Consider the following 18,181-nt stretch of genomic DNA (forward strand, 5'->3'; position numbering starts at 1 on the left):
GCAATCCGCATCGCGCCGCTTTCGTGTAATGATCGCCATCCTTTCAAAAAACAACCCGGACGCGATCGATGGAAAGCCCGTTCAAAGGCAAGACTGGCCTGCGCAGGGTGTGGAATGCGTTTCACTATTCGTGTGCCGGTCTGCACGCCGCTTACCGTCACGAAGACGCATTCCGTCAGGAGGTGCTGCTGGCGCTGGTCCTGGTCCCGCTCGCGATCTGGTTGGGCGAGGGCGCGGTGGAGCGCGCGCTGCTGATCGGCTGTGTATTGCTGGTGCTGATTGTCGAGCTCATCAACTCGGCGATCGAAGCCACCGTCGACCGCATCTCGCTGGATCGCCATCCGCTGGCAAAGCGCGCGAAGGACATTGGCAGCGCGGCGGTGATGATTGCGCTGCTCAATGCCGTGCTGGTGTGGGCGCTGGTGCTGAGCGCTTGAGGCGCGCTGCACACGCGATGAAACCGGACGCTATGCGTCCGGTCATAGGTGTCAACAGCTGAAAACCTTGAGGCCTTGCCGTGGGCGCACCGCAGTCCCGCTTTCAGTGTCCGCCTCTCAGGCCGACTTCGAGCCCCAGCTGCGCACCGTACCGGTGTCGATATGCAGGAAGTCCGACTCCGGGTAATAACCAACGCCGCCTGCGCCCAGTGCGATGGCGGCATCGCGCAGGCGCGCCGTATTGCAGCCGAGCAGGCGGATGTCGATCGCCTTGCCATCCATGTGCAGGCTGCGCTTGGCCACGCCACCGCCGCCGGTGCGGCGCAGCATGCTGTTGGTCCTGGACGAGCGGAAGCCAGAGATGATTTCAAACGTGCCCCCGCCACAGCTCACGTTCAATGCGTGCAGGATGTCGTAGAGTCTGGGGTCCATGCGCGCGACCTCGCCGGTTCGGAAGTCGCGCAATAGCCAGTTCAAGCGCTGGAGGGCGGGGTCTATATAGCCATTACGGTTTCGATAGCTCGTTTCGAGGCGTTCATCCGTATGGGTGTGGCGGAAGGCCAGGTGGAGGCCGCTTGCGGCATGTGCGGAAGCAAAGGGCAAGGCCAGCGGCAGGGCAGAAAGCCCCTTCAGAAACAGGCGACGCTGCGGGGCAGCATGAGGGCGGGATATCTTGATCATGAATAATATTCAGTCCGTACAAGCACTTGAAGGCGGCATGCTAACCGAGCTCGGCCTCGATTGGGGCAAAACAGTTGTAACGGCAGCGGCCTTGCTGGCAGCGCTGCTGAGCAGCGCGCCTCTGCCTGCCCAGGCTGTGGGCGCTGATTCTGGCCTTGACTCGCGCCTTTCCCGGAGTGCGGATGGCATCAGTGCTGCCAATGGCGTGCTGCCAGCCCTGCTCGAGAATCGGCTGACGATGAGTTTGCACGGGGTGGAGGATCCTGCACTGCTGTTCTATCTGCAGCGCGGCTTTCGCCCGGCATGGACGCAGCAGGAAAAACTGCATGGGCTGATCGAGGCGGTGAGGACTCTGGATGAGCACGGCCTGGATGCGGCTGATTTTGCGCTGGAGCGCTTGCGCACCGAGGCCTTGTATCGCTTTGCAGACCTGCCGCCCGAACGTCAGGTGGAGCGCGAGCTGTTGTTCACCGACACCCTCGCGCGCCTGCTGCAGCAGCTTCGTCATGGCAGGCTCAATCCCCGCACGCTCTACGCCGACTGGAATTTCTCCGCTCCGGCGCGACCACTGGAGCAGGCCGCGCGTCTGGCGCAGGTGCTTGAGGCGCCTGCGCTGAACGCCGCGGTGCAGGCGCAGGCGCCCGATCTGGATCTGTACCGCGAGCTGCAGGCTGCGCTCAAGCACTACCGCATGCTCGCGACATGGGGTGACTGGCCCAAGGTGGCAAGCGGCCCGACCTTGCGCCCCGACGCACGCGATCCGCGCATTGCGGCCGTGCGTGCACGTCTGGCCGCGGAGGAGCGCGCGCTACGGGCGTTGGCCTCGAACGCTCCGGGCTCGAGCGCCACGGGCGAGCACCCTCCCGCCCCGGCCAACAGCCGCACGACAGGCCTGGCCAGCCTCGCCGACACCACCGATGCCTCGCATTACGACCCGGTGCTGGTCGAGGCGGTGCGGCGCTTTCAGCAGCGCGCCGGCCTCGCGGTGGATGCGGCGCTGGGGAAGCAGACCGTCGACGCGCTCAACATCAGCCCGGCACAGCGTGTGGCGCAGCTTCGTGTCAATCTGGAGCGGCTGCGCTGGGTGGCGCAAGACATGCAGGGCGACCACATGCTGGTGGACCTCACCGGCTACCGACTCCGTCTTCATCTTGGTGGGCAGCTCGCATGGTCGGCGCGCATCGTGGTCGGCAAGCCGACGCGAAAAACGCCCGCCCTGCTCGACAGCGTGCAGCACCTGGTGCTGAATCCAAAGTGGGTGGTGCCGCCCACCATCCTGCGTGAGGACGTTGTCCCGGGTGTGGTGCGCAATCCGGATTACCTCGTCAAACATCGCATGCAGATCGTCGATCGTTCAGGCGCGAGCGTGGATGCGCAGCACATCGACTGGAAGGCGGCGCGCCAGCACGGCCTTCCGTACCGGGTCGTGCAGGACTCGGGCGCAGACGGCTCGCTGGGTCGGATCAAGTTCTCACTGGCCAATCCGTATGCCATCTACCTGCATGACACCAACGCGCCCTCCCTGTTCAGGCGCGACACGCGTGCCCTCAGTTCGGGTTGTGTTCGTGTCGAGAAGCCCAATGAGCTTGCGGTGCTTCTGCTTGACGATCCCGAGCGCTGGGGGCCGGAGGCGCTGGAGCAGGCGCTCGCCACCGGCAAGACGCGTACCTTGCCAGTGGCACGCCAGATTCCAGTGCTGCTGCACTACGCCAGCGCCGGACTTGATGAGCAAGGTCGTCTTCAGTTCCGCCCCGACATCTATGCCCGGGACGAGGCGCTGCGGGTGGCGCTCGACGGCGTGCAGCGCTGAAACGCCATGCGCCCGGCGGCCGCGCGCTGCGCGCTGGTGGGCTTGTGTCCCTCAGTCCGCCTCGGGCTCCTCGCGCATCAGGCTGAGCGCGAGGCGAATGCCGATCCAGGCGTTCATCAGCGCCAGGCCTGCGACCACCGCCATCACCAGCGGTATCAAGGTGTAGCTGCGCAGCACCCAGGCCAGTAGCGACGACAACAGGTTGAGCACAAGCATCATCCAGAACGCGGGATTGCGTGGTTGCCACAGGCGTGCGAGTTTCATTGCGAATCCAGTACGGCAGGTGTTCGCAGACGGCCACTGCGAGCGATGTGATAGACATAGAGCGCCAGCCCAACCTCGACGGCGCCGATGCTGACAAACACCGGTACATGAGGATGGGCGGTGAAGCCGGCATAGAAGGCCAGCAGCAGGCTGCTGATGAGCGGCCCGCACGCAAAGCCGAGCGAGCCTGCCATGTTGAAGGCCGCGAGCGCGCTGGCGCGGCATTCTTCGCCGCCATAGTGCGCGGCCAGCACCAGCGAGGGCGCGTACATCAGCGCGGCAATCACGCCGCCCGCCGCCATCGTCGCCACCACCCAGTGCGCCGGCACGAAGGCCAGCGCGCCAAGAAAGACGCCGTAGAGGATGCTCCCCACCACCATCATCAGCAGCGGGTCCCAGTGCCGTGACAGGTGGCCGGCCGGCCAGGTCAGCAGTGAGAAGGGAATGAGGAAGGCGGCCATGGCCGCACCGATTGCGCGCGCGTCGAAGCCGAGGGTGAGCCCGAGGTAGAGCGATAGCGTGGACACGATGAAGCCCACGGTGAGCCGATCAGCGAAGGAGAAGGCCAGGGGGATGAGCAATTCGCGGCGTTTGCTCAGGGTGGCGAGAATTTCGCCGATCGCCAGGCGCGCGCGCGCCGTCGTCGAATCCTGCAGTCCGGCCGCGCCGATCACCGCCAGCGCCAGTGACAACAGCCCGCCACCCAGGGGCACCCAGAGTGGATCGATGCCCCCGATCACACCGCCGAGCGGCGCGCCCATGGCGACGCCAATGCTGATCGCGGCGCCGATCGCGCCCATGCGCGCACCCAATCCGGTGCGACCCACCTGATCCGCACCCAGGGCCATCAACAGCGACAGCGCCGACATATGGGCAAAGCCTTCGATCAGGCGCAGCGCCAGCAAGATGGCGTAGCTGTCGAGATGTCGATAAGCGTAGGCGATGCCGAGCAGCGTCAGCCCGTTGACGCTCAAGGCGACGACGACCAGCACCTTGCGCCGACCGAGTCGGTCCGACAGCAAGCCGGCGATCGGGGCGCCGAGCAGGGCCCCGATCATGTTGATCGACATGAAGAAGTGACTGCCGAACTGGCCCAGCCCTTCAAACCGCTGTGCGGTGAAGACCGACAGCACCGGCACCATGGCGGTCACCGGCAACATCAGGCCGACGAGCAGCAGTAGCGGCAGCAGTGCTCGTGCGTGCGGGGCAGCGGTGAGGGCAAGGGAGGGGGCGGCCATGAGCGCGGTGCGATGTGGAAGACAGGCCGAATGATACGCTGTGAGCAGGCGCAGCCCGTGTCGCCGCCTCAGTCCTCGTCGCGCTGCGGGCGCCGGAAGTCGTCCTTGATCCAGTTGCTCGCGCTCGTGCTCGTCAGGCGGAAGTCAGGGCGGACGCGCACCTGCGCCACCTCTTCACCCAGGGCATCCAGCGCGCTGAGGATGGCATAGGGTTCGTATTCGTCGGGCGTGATGTCGAGGCGGATGTCCCATTCACGCTCGAGCGCATAAACCGTGAGGCGCTTGTGCAGCGCTGCGTGGGCCTGCTGGGCATGGCGCTGCAAGACTTCGGTCGCGGTCTTGATCAGGGTGTTGAAGGCGGTCTGGTCGAGCGGCTTGGGGTTCTTCTTGTCACGCCCCATGGTCCACGGTCCGACCAGTGCCGGCTCCGGTTCCCCGTCCATGAGCATTTCGACTGCCCAGCCGTCGTCATCTTCGTTCTTGATCACCCGCGCCATCCAGCCATTGTCGTGCCACAGACGACTTTCACGAATGGCGCTCGCTTCTTCGACGGCCATCATCTGCGGCGCCGAGGTGGATTCAGCCGCGGCTGCGGTCGGGTTTGCGTCGGGCGCCGTCGTGGGGTCGGGTGCGGGATTGGCGTCGGATGGGGGCAGGGCGTGGGGAGGGGTCATGGTTTGGTGGTGAGCCTGGAGATGGGCTAGGGTTTTCCCCAGCCGATGGGGACAGGCTTGTGGGCTGGCCTGTGGATAAGCAGGCGCAGCCCTTGCAGGTGAAGGGCTTTCGGGGCCTGCCTCTTTATGAGGCGGGTGGGGGTGTTCCCCACCGTGTCGCCGAGAAACTGAGGGCCCTGTGAGGCCGTGGCCGGAGACGCGGCGATCGCTTCCTTGCGTGCGCGGGCGCTCAGCGTTTGCGCTGGGCGGGCGGCGTGCGCGTCATCAGCCGGATGTCACGTCTATGACTGGCAGCGAGTTTTTCCGCCGCGTTCTCCATTGCGGTCCAGGAGCCGCCGTGCGCCAGATACGCCGTGATCCATTCGGGCGTGCTGCCTTCGCCAGTCCAGGTCAGGGTGCGACTGGCGGGATGAACGTAACGAATCTCGGGCGTCGGGGTAGCGTCGATCGCAGCAGGCTCAGGCTCAGCGGGCAGAGGGGCGGCTGCGGGCGAGCTTGCGATTTCGCTCGTGCCGGCACTAGCGTCCTCGGCAGCCACGCCTGGTGGCGCGGGAACGGGAACGGGCTCGGCAGCAGGCTCGGCAGGCGTACGCGGGGGTCTCTTGAGGGTGCCTGATCTTGCCGCGGGCGGGGCTGCGGCGGGCGTGTCATTGGCGTCCGCCACCGCGTCGGGCAGGGGGGCGGGCGCTGCCACGCTACCGACTTCGGTCGTACCGGTCGCGCTGGAAGTCTCCGGCGTCGCGCTCGACGCGAGGGCAGCTTCGCGCTTGGCGATCTCGTGTTTGACTTCGGCAAGCAAGGACTCCAGCTCGGAGAGGACGTGCTCGCTCAGGACGATGGGCATACTTGGCCTTGGGGTTGCTTGGTGCTCGAATGATACCGGGCACGCTGGGTAAGAGGTTGTTCCGACCCTCCTTCACGGTTTTGCAAGGCGTGGGAAAAAAACCTGTGCATCACGTTCGCTTGAGGATCTGCTGCACCAGGGGGTGCATCACCTTACGCTCGGTACTGATCGCGTAATAGTGCTCCTGCACGCCCTCGCAGGCGCCAATCAGCCTGACCTGGCTGCGCTTGAGCAGTTCCTTCTCTGCTACCAGCGCCGCAGGAAACACCCCCAGGTCGGTGCTGCCGAAGGTCTCCAGTAAGGCGCTGTCCTCGATCTCTCCCACCACCTGTGGGCGTAGCCCGTTCTGGACCAGCCAGCGGTCGAGCTGGCTGCGCACGACCGAATGCGTGGTGGGCAGCAACAAGGGCACGTGCTGAAGCGAGGCCGGAAAGTCTGCGTGCGCGACCTCCCACCAATGTGGCGAGCCGTACCAGCCGATGTCCGAGCTTCCCAGCGAGTGGCTGTGCACCTTGAGCGGTGAGCTGGACTGCGCGGGGTGGTCGGTCAGCACCACGTCAAGCTTGTGCAAGACCAGATCCGCCAGCAGATCGGCCATCTCTCCGTCGTCGCACACCAGGCGCAGGTTGGCCACACCCAGCACCGGCCGCAGCAAACGCCACACTTCGAGCTTGGGCAGCCCGTCGGCAATGCCCACTGCCAGCCGCGCCGAGGGCGCCTGGACGGTGGCAAGCACCTGCTCGGGCAGGGCCTGGGAGAGCTGGAAGATCTGCTCTGCCTGCTGCAAGGCCACCATGCCGGCTTCGGTCAAGGCCAGTCCTCGTCCTGCGGGGCGCAGCAACTGGCAGCCGAGGTCGCGCTCGAGCTCGCGCACCTGAGCGCTCACGGTCTGTATCGCCATGTCCAGTCGCTCGGCAGCGCGCGTCATGCTGCCCTCCTTGGCCACGACCCAGAAGTAATACAGATGCCGGTGGTTGAAGCTCAGGCTCATATTCAGATTTTGATGGAATCAGATTCACTTATTTTCTTCTTTTTTCGATGCATTTGGGGTCTTATGCTGCACGCCCGAACAAAAGCCGTTCAATTTCTTCTGATTCCAGGACATCGCCATGCGTAATACTTCCTCCCGCTCCACTGCCGTTGCCGTGATTGCCTTGACCATCACCGCGCTGGCGCTTCCCTCACTGGCACACGCCAAGCGTCTGGGTGGCACCAAGTCCAAACCTTCCAGCATCAGCAGGACGCCGAGTGCGGCCCCCGCTCCTGCCGCGAAAGCGCCGGTCGCGCCTGCTACCCCTGCCGCCGCTGCCCCTGCCGCCGCTGCGCCCGCTGCCGCGGGCTCCAGCATGGGGAGGACGCTGGGTGCCGCGGTAGTTGGTGGTGTGGTGGGCTCCATGGCCGGCAACGCGCTGGCAGGCGCTCTGTCGCCAGACCAGGAAGCTGCCAAGGCCAAGGAAGCCGAGGCTGCGGCTGCCGAAAAGGAGGCGCAGGACCTGCAGCGCATGGCCGATGAAGCCAAGGCCAGGGCGGATGCGGCGCGCGCATCGGTAAAGTAGGCAACAGCGGCTGACTTGTGACGCCCGCGCCGGGCGTCCGCCCGAGCCTGTTCATTGTGTCCCGGCCGGGCAGATGCAACTGGTAATTGAAGGAAGAGAGAAATGAGCATGCAGCCAGACGAAACCCGAGCAATCCTCACGCTGTGTCTGTTGGCGTCGTTTGCCGATGGCGAAAAGCACGCGCGCGAGCGCGACGAGATCAAGCGCGTCGCACAGGGTTTCTCGCAAGACGAGGTGGGTCAGCTGTCGACGCTGTACCAGGACGTGCTCTTGAAGCGCGTCACTCTGGCCGATGTGATCGAACGACTGCGCAGCGCCGAGGCGAAACAGCTCGGCTACGAGATGGCGGTGTGTGTGTGCGACGCGGACGGCACGCTCTCGGATGCAGAGCAGCGCTTCCTGGCCGAGACCAGGGTCGCGCTCGGCCTCGACGCCAGCGCAGCGGCAGCCTTTGTGTCCGAAGCACAGGCGATCGCCGGGCTGCCGGTGAGCAGTGGGCAGGCCGCCGGCCCGGCAATCGCGGCGCATGCAGCGGTGGACGAGGCCGCACTCGACGACGCCATCCTCAATGCGGCCATCGTCAACGGCGCGCTTGAGCTGCTGCCCGAGACCCTGTCGACGATGGCGATCATCCCCTTGCAGATGAAGCTGGTGTGGCGCATCGGCAAGGAATACGGCTTCGAACTCGATCGTGGGCACATCAAGGACTTCCTGGCCACCGCCGGCGTCGGCCTGAGCTCGCAGTATCTGGAGCAGGCCGGGCGCAAGTTGCTGGGTGGACTGCTGGGCAAACTGGGTGGCGGCTTGCTGCGTGGCGTCGGCCAGCAAGCGGTGAGTACGGGCATGAGCTTTGCCACCACCTACGCCCTGGGTCAGGTCGCAAAGCGCTACTACGCAGGCGGGCGCAGCTTGTCCACGCAGATGCTCAAGGACACCTACGCGCGCACGGTGCAGGATGCCCAAGGCCTCAGTGCCCGCTATCTGCCCGATATCCAGGCCAAGGCGAGGACGCTCGATGCGACCAGCGTGCTGTCGATGGTGCGCGGTGCCTGAACAGTCTGCTTCATCTGATACGGAGCGGACAGTGTTCGATAGCCATGGCCTGACGGCGCAAAAACCCACCGCCTTGCAGCGCTTTCTCGAGCGCGCGGACGTGCGCGGCACCATCCTCACCCTGATCGTGCTCAACGCGGTGGTGCTGGGCCTGGAGACCTCGGACGCGCTGATGGCGCGCCATGGCGCCTGGCTGCAACTGCTCGATCAGGCGATGCTGTCCGTGTTCGTGCTGGAGATCGGCCTGCGGCTGATTGCCTGGCGCACTGCGTTCTTCCGCGATCCGTGGAGCGTGTTCGACTTCGCCGTGGTCGCGATCGCGCTCGTGCCGGCCAGCGGCCCGTTTGCCGTGCTGCGCGCCTTGCGCGTGCTGCGGGTGCTGCGCGTGCTGACCATGGTGCCGTCCATGCGTCGCGTGGTCGGCGGGCTCCTGGCCGCGCTGCCCGGTCTGGGCTCGATTGCGATGGTGCTCTTGCTCGTGTACTACGTGTTCGGCGTGATCGCGACGCAGATTTTCGGCGAACAGTTTCCAGACTGGTTCGGCACCCTGGGCGGCTCGCTGTACACCCTGTTTCAGGTCATGACGCTCGAGAGCTGGTCGATGGGCATCGTGCGCCCGCTCATGGAGGTGTTCCCGTATGCGTGGCTGTTCTTCATTCCCTTCATCCTGGTCGCGACGTTCACGATGCTCAATCTGTTCATCGGTGTGATCGTGAGCGCGATGCAAAGCTTCGCCAGCGCGGAAACCGAGCTCACTGTGAGCGCGGTGGACGACGCGCGTGAGCACATCGAGGCCGACCTGCACGCGGAGATGCGCGTGTTGCGGGCAGAGCTCGCGGAGCTCAAGGACATGCTGCGCGCGCAGGCGCGGCGCTGAGCGCCAGCCGGACTGCATTCTGAGCACCAGCACCTCACCGCGCGCGGTGAATTCGAGGTGCTTGAGCACGCTCATGCCGAGCAGCGCATCATCGTCGCGCCTCCCGCGGCTCAGATGCGCCGGCGCGCCCGCGCAGCGAAATGGCCCGATCTCCAGGGCGTCGGTTTTCGTTGCGTGCGCCGTCACGCTGCCGTTGGCCGTCGACGGGGCGCCCAGGCAGCGATTCCGCCCCGATGGCGCAAATATCCCCGGCTCTGGATACCCTTCGGCACGATGCCGGACGCTATCGCGAGCTTGATGTCCTCGACCGTCTGCAGCAGTCGCTGCCTGAAGGCTATGAGGTCTTCCACAGTGTTGCATGGCAGACCGCACATCATGGTGAGGGCCGGCACGGCGAGATCGACCTCGCCCTCGCCCCGAGCGCACACATCCGTCCGTTCAGCGAAGCGGCTGATGACGATCCACGTAATGGTTTGGTACTTACGTCCGACATGCACTGGGCGTGATCGAGGACGGGATCGGCTGGCCGTCAATGCGGCGCACGCGGTAGCCGTCTTCGATACGCCATTCGGGCGCCGCACCGACATGCGCGAGGATCTCGACCGCCAGGCCGGCGTTGCGCGGATCGGTGCGCTTGAGGGTGAGCGCAAGGCTGCCGATGGGCAGCGGGTCGGGAAGGGGATGAGACACGTGAAACGCCTCCGAAACGAAACGAAGCGCCCTCTTTAGCGGTATGCCTTTAACGTCCCCCGCAAGTGGGGCTAAATCGGGGACGGGATGCCGTTGCGGCATGGGTGAAAGACTACCCGGCGGGCCGAGGCTGCGGGAGAAATTCCCCGCAAACTGCGCTCGGCCGCGCTCGGGTGGGTGGCCATGCGCTAGCGCGCGACGACGGTGTCCGACTCGTGCCGGGCTGCCTCGGCGTTGGCCTTGGCGAGCGTCGCCTGCCACTCTCGGAAGAAGCGTTCGGCGAGCAGGTGACGGGCGAGCACCGCGCGGAGGTAATCGGAGAGCGGTTGCCTTGCGGCGTCGGCCAGGTCCTGCAGTTCGAGCTTGAGCCGCGCGCTCATTCGACGCTTCAGGTGCGTGAGCTCCAGCCGACCGAATACGTGCTCGAAGAGGATCCAGCGCAGCACGTCCGGGCGGCTTGCGTCGTGCTGCTCGCAGAGCACATCGATGGCTGCGACCAGCTTCTCGGGAAGCCAGAGCTTGATCGACACCGCATTGGTGATGAAATCCTCCGCCTCGAGCGTGCTGGGGCTGATCTCGTTGACCTCACCCATGAAGCGGGAGCCACGGCTTGCGTAGGGCCACATGATGATGTCCTCCTCGTGTGACCCGGCTCAACGCCAGCCCAGCCAACTTGGCCGTATCGGCAGCGGCTCGCTCGTCGGCTGGCGCACGGGCGTGCCGGTACGCGCAGGCGGGAAGGGGTTGGGGACGAACTTGCCGAGCGCTTCGCTCTGGCTGGGGGTCAGGCGCCGGTCGCCCGTGGATTGCGTGCTGATCATGGTGGTGCTCCTCGCCCCCTGTTGAGCCGGCGTGACCGGCCTCGCGGGGGCGAAGAGGCGGTGACGCTTTAGCCGGTATTTGTCATCCGCCCCGGCAAGTTGTCGTTAATGCCGGCGGTTGGGCGCTGGGCGCCCGTGTTGTGCTGCAAAAAACAAAAGACCCGATGGCCATGCGGGCTCAGCGGGTCTTGGATGGCCGCTTTAGCTGCATTTATTACGCGCCCGCAAGCTGTGTTCTCAAATCGGCGCGATGACTGGATTAAAGCGGAGGAGGGCGGGGGCTGTCAACCCAGGGGTGAGACGGCGGGGGCGACGTGAAGCCTGGCGCGACTACCCAGCGGGTTTTCTGAGCACCAGCACATCGCCGCGCTGGGTGAACTCGAGGTGCTTGAGCACGCTCATGCCGAGCAGCACATCATCGTCGCGCATCCCGGGGTTCAGATGCGCCGGTGCGCCCGCGAAGCGAAATGGCCCGATATCCAGGGCGTCGATTCTGGTTGCGCGCACCGTCACGGTCCCGTTGGCCGTCGACGCCGTCGACGGGGCGCCGGGGCGCAAGCCGAGGCTTTGGGCCAGGTGCGCCGGCACGGAGGTGTGCGTCGCGCCGGTATCGAGCAGGAAGCGCACAGGCTGGCCATTGATGAGCCCAGGGGAGAAGTAGTGTCCGCTGCGATTGCGGCGAAGCACCCACTCGTCAACGCCGGGCGCCACGGTCAGCGCGTGATTGGGGTCCTCGCGCTTGGTGATTGCGCCATCGAACGTCACCCAGCCGAAGCCGAGGAAAGCCAGGGTCGCCAGGAAGCCCATGCGCCGTCCGAGTCTGCGGGTGGTTTGATCAGGATTGCTCATCGTTTTTCGTCAGGGATGCTCGAGTGTCGTTCACGTACCTTCGTTCGTCGGGACGCTCGGAATGTTCCGCGCCTCGATCCGGACGACAGGATATCAAGCGTGCGTCGGTCCGTTCTCATGCTTGAATATGAACACCAAAAGTGTATAAAATTACTGCATGAATAAGGCCCGCACAGTTACACCCGATAACCCGCCGCCCGGCTACCCGCTCGCCGAGCTCTGCGTCCTGGCTGACCTGCCGCCCCGCACGGTGCGTTACTACGTGCAGATCGGCCTGGTCGACCGCCCGCAGGGCGAAACCCGGGCGGCCCGCTACGGGAGCACGCACCTCGAGCAGCTGCTGCTGATCAAGAAGTGGACGGCAGCAGGGGTGTCCCTCGAGCGCATCCGCGAGTTGCTGCATGGTGGTCAGCCGCCGGTGCCGCCGCGCGAACGCGCTATCGGCAGCGTGTCGGTGTGCAGTCATCTGAGCGTAGCCGACGGTATCGAGGTCGTCATCGATCCGCAGCGGGCGGGGCTGAGTCCTGAGGCGGTGCGGCAGTTCATCAAGGGCGTGATGACTGCCTTCAAGGTGGCGCAGGGCGAAGAAGATGGTGCTTTGCAGGCAGATCCGGCAAGCACGAACAAGAACGAACGACAGGCGAGAGAATCATGATGAAGCAGCAATCGGCACGGCTCGAGACGCGCGCGGGTGAGGCACTGACGCTCAAGGGCGCCCGCTTTGAAGGCAGCTTGCGCAGCACGCTGTTTGAGGCGAGCCTTGAGCAGCGCTTTGCCAACCCCTTCGATCGCCATGTCGAGCTGATCTACACCTTCCCGCTGCCTTGGGCGGCCGTCCTGCTCGGGGTCGATGTCCTGATTGGCGATCGCCGCCTGTCCGGTGCGGTCGTGGAGCGAAAGCAGGCGGAGCAGGGCTACGAGGACGCAATTGCCGAAGGCAACACCGCCATCCTGCTCGAGCAGAATTTGGATGGTAGCTACACAGTGAACCTGGGCAACCTTGCACCCGGGGAGACCTGTGTGCTGCGGCTACGCTACGCTCAGGTGCTCCAGTTCGAGCAGCAGGGCCTGCGCCTGGTGGTGCCCACGGTGATCGCCCCGCGTTATGGCGATCCGGTGGCCGATGCGGGCTTGAAGCCGCACCAGGTGGTCGAGCATGACCTGATGGTGGCGTACCCGTTCGAGCTCAGCCTGCGCATCGAAGGCGCCCTCGCACGCGCCCGCATCGGCTCGCCGAGCCATCCGCTGTCGATGCGCCTGAAAGGTGAGGGCGAGACGTCGGCGATGGTCGTGTCGCTTGCGCGCGACGGCCAGCTGGATCGCGACTTCATCCTCGTGCTCGATGAGGTCGTGCAGGATTCGCTTGCCTTGTGCGCGCAGGACACGGTGCAGCCCGGCGCGGTCAGCGTGCTGACGAGCTTCTGCCCGCGCGTGCCAGCGGCGGAACATCCGCTCGCAGTGAAGATACTGGTGGACTGCTCCGGCTCGATGCAGGGCGACAGCATCGCCACCGCGCGACGTGCGCTGCAGGCCATCGTCGCCGGCCTGCGCGAAGGCGAGCGCTTCTCGCTGTCACGCTTCGGCAACACCGTTGAGCACCGCTCGCGCGCCCTGTGGCGCACGAGCGCCGCGACCCGGCTGGCCGGGCAGCGCTGGACGGCAGGCTTGCAGGCTGACCTGGGTGGTACCGAGATGGAGAAGGCGCTGGATTCCACGCTGGCCCTGGCCGGCGATGCAGCGGTAAGCCTCGGTGCTGAGGAGGGGGCTGCGCCGGTCGATCTGCTGCTCATCACGGATGGCCAGATCCACGCCATCGAGCGCACGGTGGCGAAGGCGCGCGCGCTGGGCCACCGGGTGTTCGTCGTCGGTATCGGCAGCGCATCGGCCGAGGGTGTGCTGCGCCGCCTGGCCGAGGAGACCGCCGGGGCCTGTGACTTCGTCGCACCGGGAGAGGCCGTGCAGTCGGCCGTTCTGCGCATGTTTGCGCGCCTGCGCTCGCAGCGTATGGCGTCCCTGGAGCTCGCGTGGCCGGCCGGTGTGAAGCCCGTGTGGATGAGCGCGTTACCTGGCTCGGTGTTCGACGGTGACGCGGTGACGGCGTGGGCACGCTTCGCGCAGGTGCCGGATGGGACGGTGCGTCTGGTCGGCAGACGTGCGCATGCCATGGCGCCCGAGTTGCTGGGCGAGGCCAGCCTGACTGCTGTCGAGCATGATTCGGCGCTCAACCGTATGGCCGTTGCCGCGCAGATCGAAACCCTGTTCGCCGGTGAGGGTGCCCACTCGCGTCAGGCGCTGGAACTGGCCGTCGCGTATCAGCTGGTCAGCCCGCTGACGCATTTCTTGCTCGTCGAGACGCGTGCCGAAGCCGGCAAGCCGGCGGACATGCCCGATCTCGTGAAGGTGCCCTCGATGCTGCCCGCCGGCTTTGGTGGGCTCGGCAGTCTCGATTTCTGCATCGACCCCTGCATGGCGCCGCTCACCGTGAATGAGGCGCCCGAGCACTACGGCTCGCCGGCTGCGGCAAGCGGTGCGTATCTCGACTTCGACGATCCCTTCGATGCGCCCGTGGTCCTGCGCTCGGGTCGGCGTGCGGATCGCGGCGATACGGCCAACAAGGCTGGTACCTATGACATCCCGGCTTTCCTGCGCCGAAGCGCGAACCAGGACGCCGGGCAGCCACCCCGGGACGATCCGCGTTACTGGTGTGCCGAACCGCATTACACAGGTCTCACTCCGCTGGGCCTGACACAGTGGCTGCGCAGTCACCCGCAGGCCGAATGGCCCCAAGGTCATGCCGAACTGCGCCGAATCGGTGTCGGTGCGGCGGTGCTCGACTGGCTGGAGTTCGTGCTCGCTGAAGGGGAGGGCGAGGCCTTGGTGGTCGCCTGCTTCGTCCAGGCGATGGCGCAGCGCGATGTGCACGAAGCGCTGCTATCGGACACCGGCACGCTGGGTCGGCTCGAGGCCTTGGCGCAACGCGTGGCAGCGGGCGCGGCGTTGAAGGTCATTCAGGCCGATCCTGCGGCCGAGCCGATCAACGCGCGCCTGCAGGTGTTTGTGGCTGTGCTCCGGGCGCAGAGCTGGCCCGACTGCGTGTTTGAGCTTCGGGACGAGGTGACGGTGCTTGGTTAGCCGAGCGTGGGTATTGCCTATCGACAAGAAATGCGAGAAAGGACCCCATGCCCGTGAAACAGGTCCTCGACCGGAACGCCACGCCGGTCAGGATCTGGACTGACGGACATCGACGAAGGCTCGATCACCCGGAAGGGCCAAAGAGGGCCGACGCGACGGCGTTCGCGGCCTTCCTCGCCCGCCAGTGCTGCGCGAGGTGCTGACGGCGTTGTACCGGCAAAGTGGCGTGGCAGCATGAGTTCATCAGCGGCGCGCTTGGTTTGCTGCTTTGGCACCCCTCAAATATGGTACCGGGTGCAGGCCACCCAAGCGCTGATCAGGTGCTCGTATCCGGGAGGGTCGAAGCCAAGCCGTAGCGATGATAGACCGAGTCTCCGAAGGCTTGGTCGTGGTGTCGCCTTGCAGCCTCCATCTTGTGGTCGAGAACCGCGCCTCCGGCATAGGTCATGATGCTCGCCCCCAAGAAGCTGCCGGCGATACCACCTGCTGCAGCAAGTGCCGGGTTTGCTGTTGCAACTGCCGTGATGCTGCTGCCCAGCCAGGCTCCCATTGTACCGCCGGCTACGACACTGGATGCATGAGCAGCCCTGCGCCAGAACTCCACGGAGGAGATCGCGCCGCTACGGTACCGGCTGATGTCGATGGCAACGCCAGCGCCCAATGCAGCGACCGAGAATGCGCCTCCAAGTTTTCCAAAGGCGTAGAGACGGCCTTGGGTCGCCTCGGCGAAACGAGGAGCGAAGCTGAGGGCGCTGCCGGAGACGATCATCCCGGTGCCGGCAACGCTATAGCTTCCCGCACTGCCCAACCGGCTCCAATCCGCCGAATGCTTGGGGTCGGAAAGACCTTGGACGGCGGTCCACGTTTCTCGCAGCGATGCGGTGAGCAGACCGACACCAAAGCCAATCATGGTCCCGCCGACCATCGCCCGCCCTTGCGCGACACGCATGAAACGCGCATCCATCTTGGCGAGCGCCTGCTCGAACGATTGCGTGCCGGCCGGCAGTCGCTGTCCAGTCCCGACCTTGTCCAGCGTCAGGATGCCCGACTGCGCTGCGTAACGGCGAAGCTGTGGTGTGATGCCGTGGCGGTTGATCCAGAACTGGGGCTGTCCAGTCAGGCGCGCTTCACGGGCCATCTTGCCCATCTGGGCCTTGAGCTTGGCCTCGTTGGTAATTTGCGACCGAAGCGAGTAGTTCTTCACCTCGATACGGCCGTACAGTCCCGTGCGATGGTTGCGCAAGACGATGTCGGCATCAGTCTTGCCCCATGGGCGGTCGAGCTTCCGGCCCATCTCGATCAGACTGTTGCGACCGTCGTTATGTATTCCGATGGCGTACAGAAGCTCGCGGGTGTGGCCCTTGACCTGAGCGCGGTTCGACGAGGCGAGCAGTCTGGCCGTCTTCTCGACACCGGGTATGGAGGGGTCGATCGCCATGCGGCCTTCGAAATTATGAAAGATCCGCTGCAGTCCGCGATCGCCGAGCGAGCCGGAGCGGACAATCTGACGTACTGCCTCGACACGACCTTGCTGTGTGGGTGATGTTGCCAGGTACTGCTCATGCCAAGTCCTGATCGAGGCGTAGTTGCCCACTCGATCTCCAATGGCAGTTGAGGCCACCTGCGCGGCAGCGTCTCCGTGCGCGAGGAGCATCCCGACGAGCAGGACGAGTGAAGGTTTCACTGCAGATTCTCCAAAGGATGCTTGATGGAGTTCGCAAAGCCCTCGACCACCCTGATCTGTCGAGCTTCATCAAGCTTCCCAAATTGATCTGTGAAAACCTTCGAGTACCATTCGCTAACGGCTGTATCCAGCAGGCGCAAATCAACGATGGATAAGTGCTCGATCAGGAGCTTCACGAGTTCGTCCCGCGCACCGTTGTTGGCGTCGTCGCGTGCTTGGGAAAGCGGATTGTTACGGTCGATTGCACTCGCGATCTTGGCTACGCGGCCCGACTCAAGCTTGTCGAGGGCGGGGACGCTGCGAATCTGCTCGAGAGCCCAGCGTTGGTAGTCGCGCAGCCGCGCAGCATTCTTTTGGGCGGTGTCTGCTTGGTACGCTTGAATCTGATCCTCGGCATGTGCGGCGAGTCTCGAAAGCTGTTCGGTCAACTCCGGGGGCTCGATATTCAATGCCGATGCGGTGATTCGCAGATTCTGGATTGCCGAGTGAATTGTGGTTGCAAGCCGCGCCTTGAGTTCAGGATCCGCTAGACGGGGCAACAGGGCAGCGTCTTCTTCGATCCTGTTCGCCTCCTTACGTAGAACAGCAAGACGTAACTCTTGCTGTAGCTGCTTTCGCTCGGGGGTGTCTGCCAATGTTTCGAGTTCAACGAGGGAGGCCGAAGGATCGCCCTCACCGGACGCGGCCTTACTAGCCCGTTCGAGCGCTGATCTTTCCTCGACCTCGGCTGTCTTGGTCGTGACGTTTTTTGCTTGCGTCTGCAGTCGCTCCAACAGCACATCAGGGGTTGCCTGCGGATGGTTTGAGGCGTGGATGGCAAGTTCCTCCGCAAGATCCAGCAGGTCGTCGGCGTCGTCCGGAAGCTCGCGATGTATCAGCAGCAGTGCCGCCAGTTGCCAGCGAACAGGCACGATGCGTGGAAGCAGTTCGGCCTGTATCCAGGGCGGCAAACTGCTTATCAGCGTGGTGAACTCACGGGTGAGCGTAGCCGCGTCATCTTTTGACGCCGTGAGCATGTCGGTCTCGGAGAGCTTGGATTCGATTCGAACCAGTTCATTTTCAGTGCTTTCGGGGATCCGTACGGGCACGACAGTGCCCACGATACGGCTAAGGAGCGAGCCTTGCTGCTCAATGGTGAGGTTCGTCTGCCGAACTGCCGCATCCAAATTGCTCAAGTGCGCACCGCTGGCTTGTGCCACGACAGCGTGCTCTTCCTCGAGCTGATGCATGCGATCGGCTTGGCGATCAAGTTGCATCCAGACCACGCCAAGCCCGCCCAAGGTCAGCGCCGCGAGGGGGATCAGGATCCACAGGCCCGCTGGGCGAGCGGCCGGTTGTTGAGTCGAGTCGATTTGTTCTGGCATTTGTTTGCTTTGCCCTTGTTGGATGGCCGGTCGGATTGATTGTCATACAAAAGCGGATCAAACCACACGTCAGTGACTCCAGTCGTCTGTGGTGCTTCACGCCTTTGATGACTTGGACTGAGCATGGCGATGGCCGGACCCAGTGATTGCGCCCGCCAGTGCCAGTTTCATTCGCTGTAATGCCGCGCCATCCGCGCGATTTCGTCG

The 18,181-nt window shown here is 64.9% G+C and carries 20 protein-coding genes and 1 riboswitch; of the genes, 8 read left to right on the forward strand and 12 right to left on the reverse strand.

Going from position 1 to position 18,181, the window contains the following annotated elements:
- Positions 1–68: 68 nt before the first annotated feature.
- Entirely contained in the window at positions 69–437 is a 369-nt protein-coding gene (locus M622_RS25980; protein WP_021248512.1) for a diacylglycerol kinase, read from the forward strand.
- A 117-nt stretch (positions 438–554) separates the two neighbouring features.
- Here the strand turns inward: M622_RS25980 and M622_RS25985 are convergent, their stop codons facing one another.
- Positions 555–1,118 carry a YcbK family protein gene (locus tag M622_RS25985; RefSeq protein ID WP_021248513.1) on the reverse strand — a complete coding sequence of 188 codons (564 nt, stop codon included), beginning with the start codon at positions 1,116–1,118 and terminating at the stop codon, positions 555–557.
- On the opposite strand from M622_RS25985, the gene M622_RS25990 reads away from it, so the two are divergent.
- Positions 1,117–2,928 carry a L,D-transpeptidase family protein gene (locus tag M622_RS25990; RefSeq protein ID WP_031346459.1) on the forward strand — a complete coding sequence of 604 codons (1,812 nt, stop codon included), beginning with the start codon at positions 1,117–1,119 and terminating at the stop codon, positions 2,926–2,928. The genes M622_RS25985 and M622_RS25990 overlap by 2 nt on opposite strands.
- Positions 2,929–2,979: 51 nt before the next feature.
- On the opposite strand, the gene M622_RS25995 is transcribed toward M622_RS25990, so the two are convergent.
- The 5 genes from M622_RS25995 to M622_RS26010 form a co-directional block, all read right to left on the reverse strand.
- Entirely contained in the window at positions 2,980–3,192 is a 213-nt protein-coding gene (locus M622_RS25995) for a hypothetical protein (protein ID WP_021248515.1), read from the reverse strand.
- Complete coding sequence (locus M622_RS26000) at positions 3,189–4,430, reverse strand: MFS transporter (protein ID WP_021248516.1); 1,242 nt, start codon at positions 4,428–4,430, stop codon at positions 3,189–3,191. The genes M622_RS25995 and M622_RS26000 overlap by 4 nt, the downstream gene beginning before the upstream one ends.
- A 68-nt stretch (positions 4,431–4,498) precedes the next feature.
- On the reverse strand, positions 4,499–5,104 hold the full coding sequence (locus M622_RS26005) for a hypothetical protein (RefSeq protein WP_084520679.1): 606 nt from the start codon (positions 5,102–5,104) through the stop codon (positions 4,499–4,501).
- 229 nt (positions 5,105–5,333) lie between these two features.
- The gene (locus tag M622_RS40485) at positions 5,334–5,948 is read right to left on the reverse strand and encodes an H-NS family nucleoid-associated regulatory protein (RefSeq protein WP_021248518.1); all 615 of its coding nucleotides are present in this window, start codon (positions 5,946–5,948) and stop codon (positions 5,334–5,336) included.
- A gap of 109 nt (positions 5,949–6,057) precedes the next feature.
- Positions 6,058–6,939, reverse strand: coding sequence for a LysR family transcriptional regulator (locus tag M622_RS26010; RefSeq protein WP_021248519.1), 882 nt, complete (start codon positions 6,937–6,939; stop codon positions 6,058–6,060).
- A gap of 118 nt (positions 6,940–7,057) precedes the next feature.
- Here M622_RS26010 and M622_RS26015 point away from each other — a divergent pair, with 118 nt between their 5' ends.
- From M622_RS26015 to M622_RS39610, 4 genes are all read left to right on the forward strand, one after another.
- Positions 7,058–7,504, forward strand: coding sequence for a hypothetical protein (locus M622_RS26015; protein WP_021248520.1), 447 nt, complete (start codon positions 7,058–7,060; stop codon positions 7,502–7,504).
- A 102-nt stretch (positions 7,505–7,606) separates the two neighbouring features.
- Entirely contained in the window at positions 7,607–8,557 is a 951-nt protein-coding gene (locus M622_RS26020) for a YcjF family protein (RefSeq protein WP_021248521.1), read from the forward strand.
- Positions 8,558–8,588: 31 nt separating this feature from the next.
- Complete coding sequence (locus M622_RS26025; protein ID WP_021248522.1) at positions 8,589–9,434, forward strand: ion transporter; 846 nt, start codon at positions 8,589–8,591, stop codon at positions 9,432–9,434.
- A gap of 233 nt (positions 9,435–9,667) precedes the next feature.
- Positions 9,668–9,940: an HNH endonuclease gene (locus M622_RS39610; RefSeq protein WP_245543040.1), complete on the forward strand. Its 273-nt coding sequence runs from the start codon at positions 9,668–9,670 to the stop codon at positions 9,938–9,940.
- On the opposite strand, the gene M622_RS39285 is transcribed toward M622_RS39610, so the two are convergent.
- The 4 genes from M622_RS39285 to M622_RS26045 form a co-directional block, all read right to left on the reverse strand.
- On the reverse strand, positions 9,915–10,124 hold the full coding sequence (locus M622_RS39285; protein WP_021248524.1) for a hypothetical protein: 210 nt from the start codon (positions 10,122–10,124) through the stop codon (positions 9,915–9,917). The two genes, M622_RS39610 and M622_RS39285, sit on opposite strands and share 26 nt — an antisense overlap.
- Positions 10,125–10,312: 188 nt before the next feature.
- On the reverse strand, positions 10,313–10,750 hold the full coding sequence (locus M622_RS26040; RefSeq protein ID WP_021248525.1) for a hypothetical protein: 438 nt from the start codon (positions 10,748–10,750) through the stop codon (positions 10,313–10,315).
- 27 nt (positions 10,751–10,777) lie between these two features.
- A complete protein-coding gene (locus M622_RS40285) occupies positions 10,778–10,945 on the reverse strand; it encodes a hypothetical protein (RefSeq protein ID WP_021248526.1) in 168 nt (55 codons plus the stop codon).
- Positions 10,946–11,125: 180 nt separating this feature from the next.
- Positions 11,126–11,204: riboswitch (SAM riboswitch) on the reverse strand.
- A 71-nt stretch (positions 11,205–11,275) separates the two neighbouring features.
- The gene (locus tag M622_RS26045) at positions 11,276–11,752 is read right to left on the reverse strand and encodes a retropepsin-like aspartic protease family protein (RefSeq protein ID WP_021248527.1); all 477 of its coding nucleotides are present in this window, start codon (positions 11,750–11,752) and stop codon (positions 11,276–11,278) included.
- Between the two features lie 199 nt (positions 11,753–11,951).
- Between M622_RS26045 and M622_RS26050 the strand changes: the two genes are divergently transcribed.
- Both M622_RS26050 and M622_RS26055 read left to right on the forward strand, forming a co-directional pair.
- Positions 11,952–12,449 carry a helix-turn-helix domain-containing protein gene (locus M622_RS26050; protein WP_021248528.1) on the forward strand — a complete coding sequence of 166 codons (498 nt, stop codon included), beginning with the start codon at positions 11,952–11,954 and terminating at the stop codon, positions 12,447–12,449.
- Entirely contained in the window at positions 12,446–14,926 is a 2,481-nt protein-coding gene (locus tag M622_RS26055) for a VIT and vWA domain-containing protein (protein WP_021248529.1), read from the forward strand. The genes M622_RS26050 and M622_RS26055 overlap by 4 nt, the downstream gene beginning before the upstream one ends.
- 316 nt (positions 14,927–15,242) lie before the next feature.
- On the opposite strand, the gene M622_RS26060 is transcribed toward M622_RS26055, so the two are convergent.
- Both M622_RS26060 and M622_RS26065 read right to left on the reverse strand, forming a co-directional pair.
- On the reverse strand, positions 15,243–16,610 hold the full coding sequence (locus tag M622_RS26060) for a hypothetical protein (RefSeq protein ID WP_021248530.1): 1,368 nt from the start codon (positions 16,608–16,610) through the stop codon (positions 15,243–15,245).
- Complete coding sequence (locus tag M622_RS26065) at positions 16,607–17,974, reverse strand: hypothetical protein (RefSeq protein ID WP_021248531.1); 1,368 nt, start codon at positions 17,972–17,974, stop codon at positions 16,607–16,609. The genes M622_RS26060 and M622_RS26065 overlap by 4 nt, the downstream gene beginning before the upstream one ends.
- Positions 17,975–18,181: the final 207 nt, after the last annotated feature.

This window comes from Thauera terpenica 58Eu, from assembly GCF_000443165.1.
Lineage (GTDB): Bacteria > Pseudomonadota > Gammaproteobacteria > Burkholderiales > Rhodocyclaceae > Thauera > Thauera terpenica.

Coding starts and splice junctions, on each gene's coding strand:
- M622_RS26015 (WP_021248520.1), top strand. CDS start 7,058: ATGCGTAATACTTCCTCCCGCTCCACTGCCGTTGCCGTGATTGCCTTG.
- M622_RS25990 (WP_031346459.1), top strand. CDS start 1,117: ATGAATAATATTCAGTCCGTACAAGCACTTGAAGGCGGCATGCTAACC.
- M622_RS25980 (WP_021248512.1), top strand. CDS start 69: ATGGAAAGCCCGTTCAAAGGCAAGACTGGCCTGCGCAGGGTGTGGAAT.
- M622_RS26020 (WP_021248521.1), top strand. CDS start 7,607: ATGAGCATGCAGCCAGACGAAACCCGAGCAATCCTCACGCTGTGTCTG.
- M622_RS25995 (WP_021248515.1), bottom strand. CDS start 3,192: ATGAAACTCGCACGCCTGTGGCAACCACGCAATCCCGCGTTCTGGATG.
- M622_RS26005 (WP_084520679.1), bottom strand. CDS start 5,104: ATGACCCCTCCCCACGCCCTGCCCCCATCCGACGCCAATCCCGCACCC.
- M622_RS26000 (WP_021248516.1), bottom strand. CDS start 4,430: ATGGCCGCCCCCTCCCTTGCCCTCACCGCTGCCCCGCACGCACGAGCA.
- M622_RS40485 (WP_021248518.1), bottom strand. CDS start 5,948: ATGCCCATCGTCCTGAGCGAGCACGTCCTCTCCGAGCTGGAGTCCTTG.
- M622_RS26045 (WP_021248527.1), bottom strand. CDS start 11,752: ATGGGCTTCCTGGCGACCCTGGCTTTCCTCGGCTTCGGCTGGGTGACG.
- M622_RS25985 (WP_021248513.1), bottom strand. CDS start 1,118: ATGATCAAGATATCCCGCCCTCATGCTGCCCCGCAGCGTCGCCTGTTT.
- M622_RS26010 (WP_021248519.1), bottom strand. CDS start 6,939: ATGAGCCTGAGCTTCAACCACCGGCATCTGTATTACTTCTGGGTCGTG.
- M622_RS26055 (WP_021248529.1), top strand. CDS start 12,446: ATGATGAAGCAGCAATCGGCACGGCTCGAGACGCGCGCGGGTGAGGCA.
- M622_RS26065 (WP_021248531.1), bottom strand. CDS start 17,974: ATGCCAGAACAAATCGACTCGACTCAACAACCGGCCGCTCGCCCAGCG.
- M622_RS26050 (WP_021248528.1), top strand. CDS start 11,952: ATGAATAAGGCCCGCACAGTTACACCCGATAACCCGCCGCCCGGCTAC.
- M622_RS40285 (WP_021248526.1), bottom strand. CDS start 10,945: ATGATCAGCACGCAATCCACGGGCGACCGGCGCCTGACCCCCAGCCAG.
- M622_RS26040 (WP_021248525.1), bottom strand. CDS start 10,750: ATGTGGCCCTACGCAAGCCGTGGCTCCCGCTTCATGGGTGAGGTCAAC.
- M622_RS39610 (WP_245543040.1), top strand. CDS start 9,668: ATGGCGCAAATATCCCCGGCTCTGGATACCCTTCGGCACGATGCCGGA.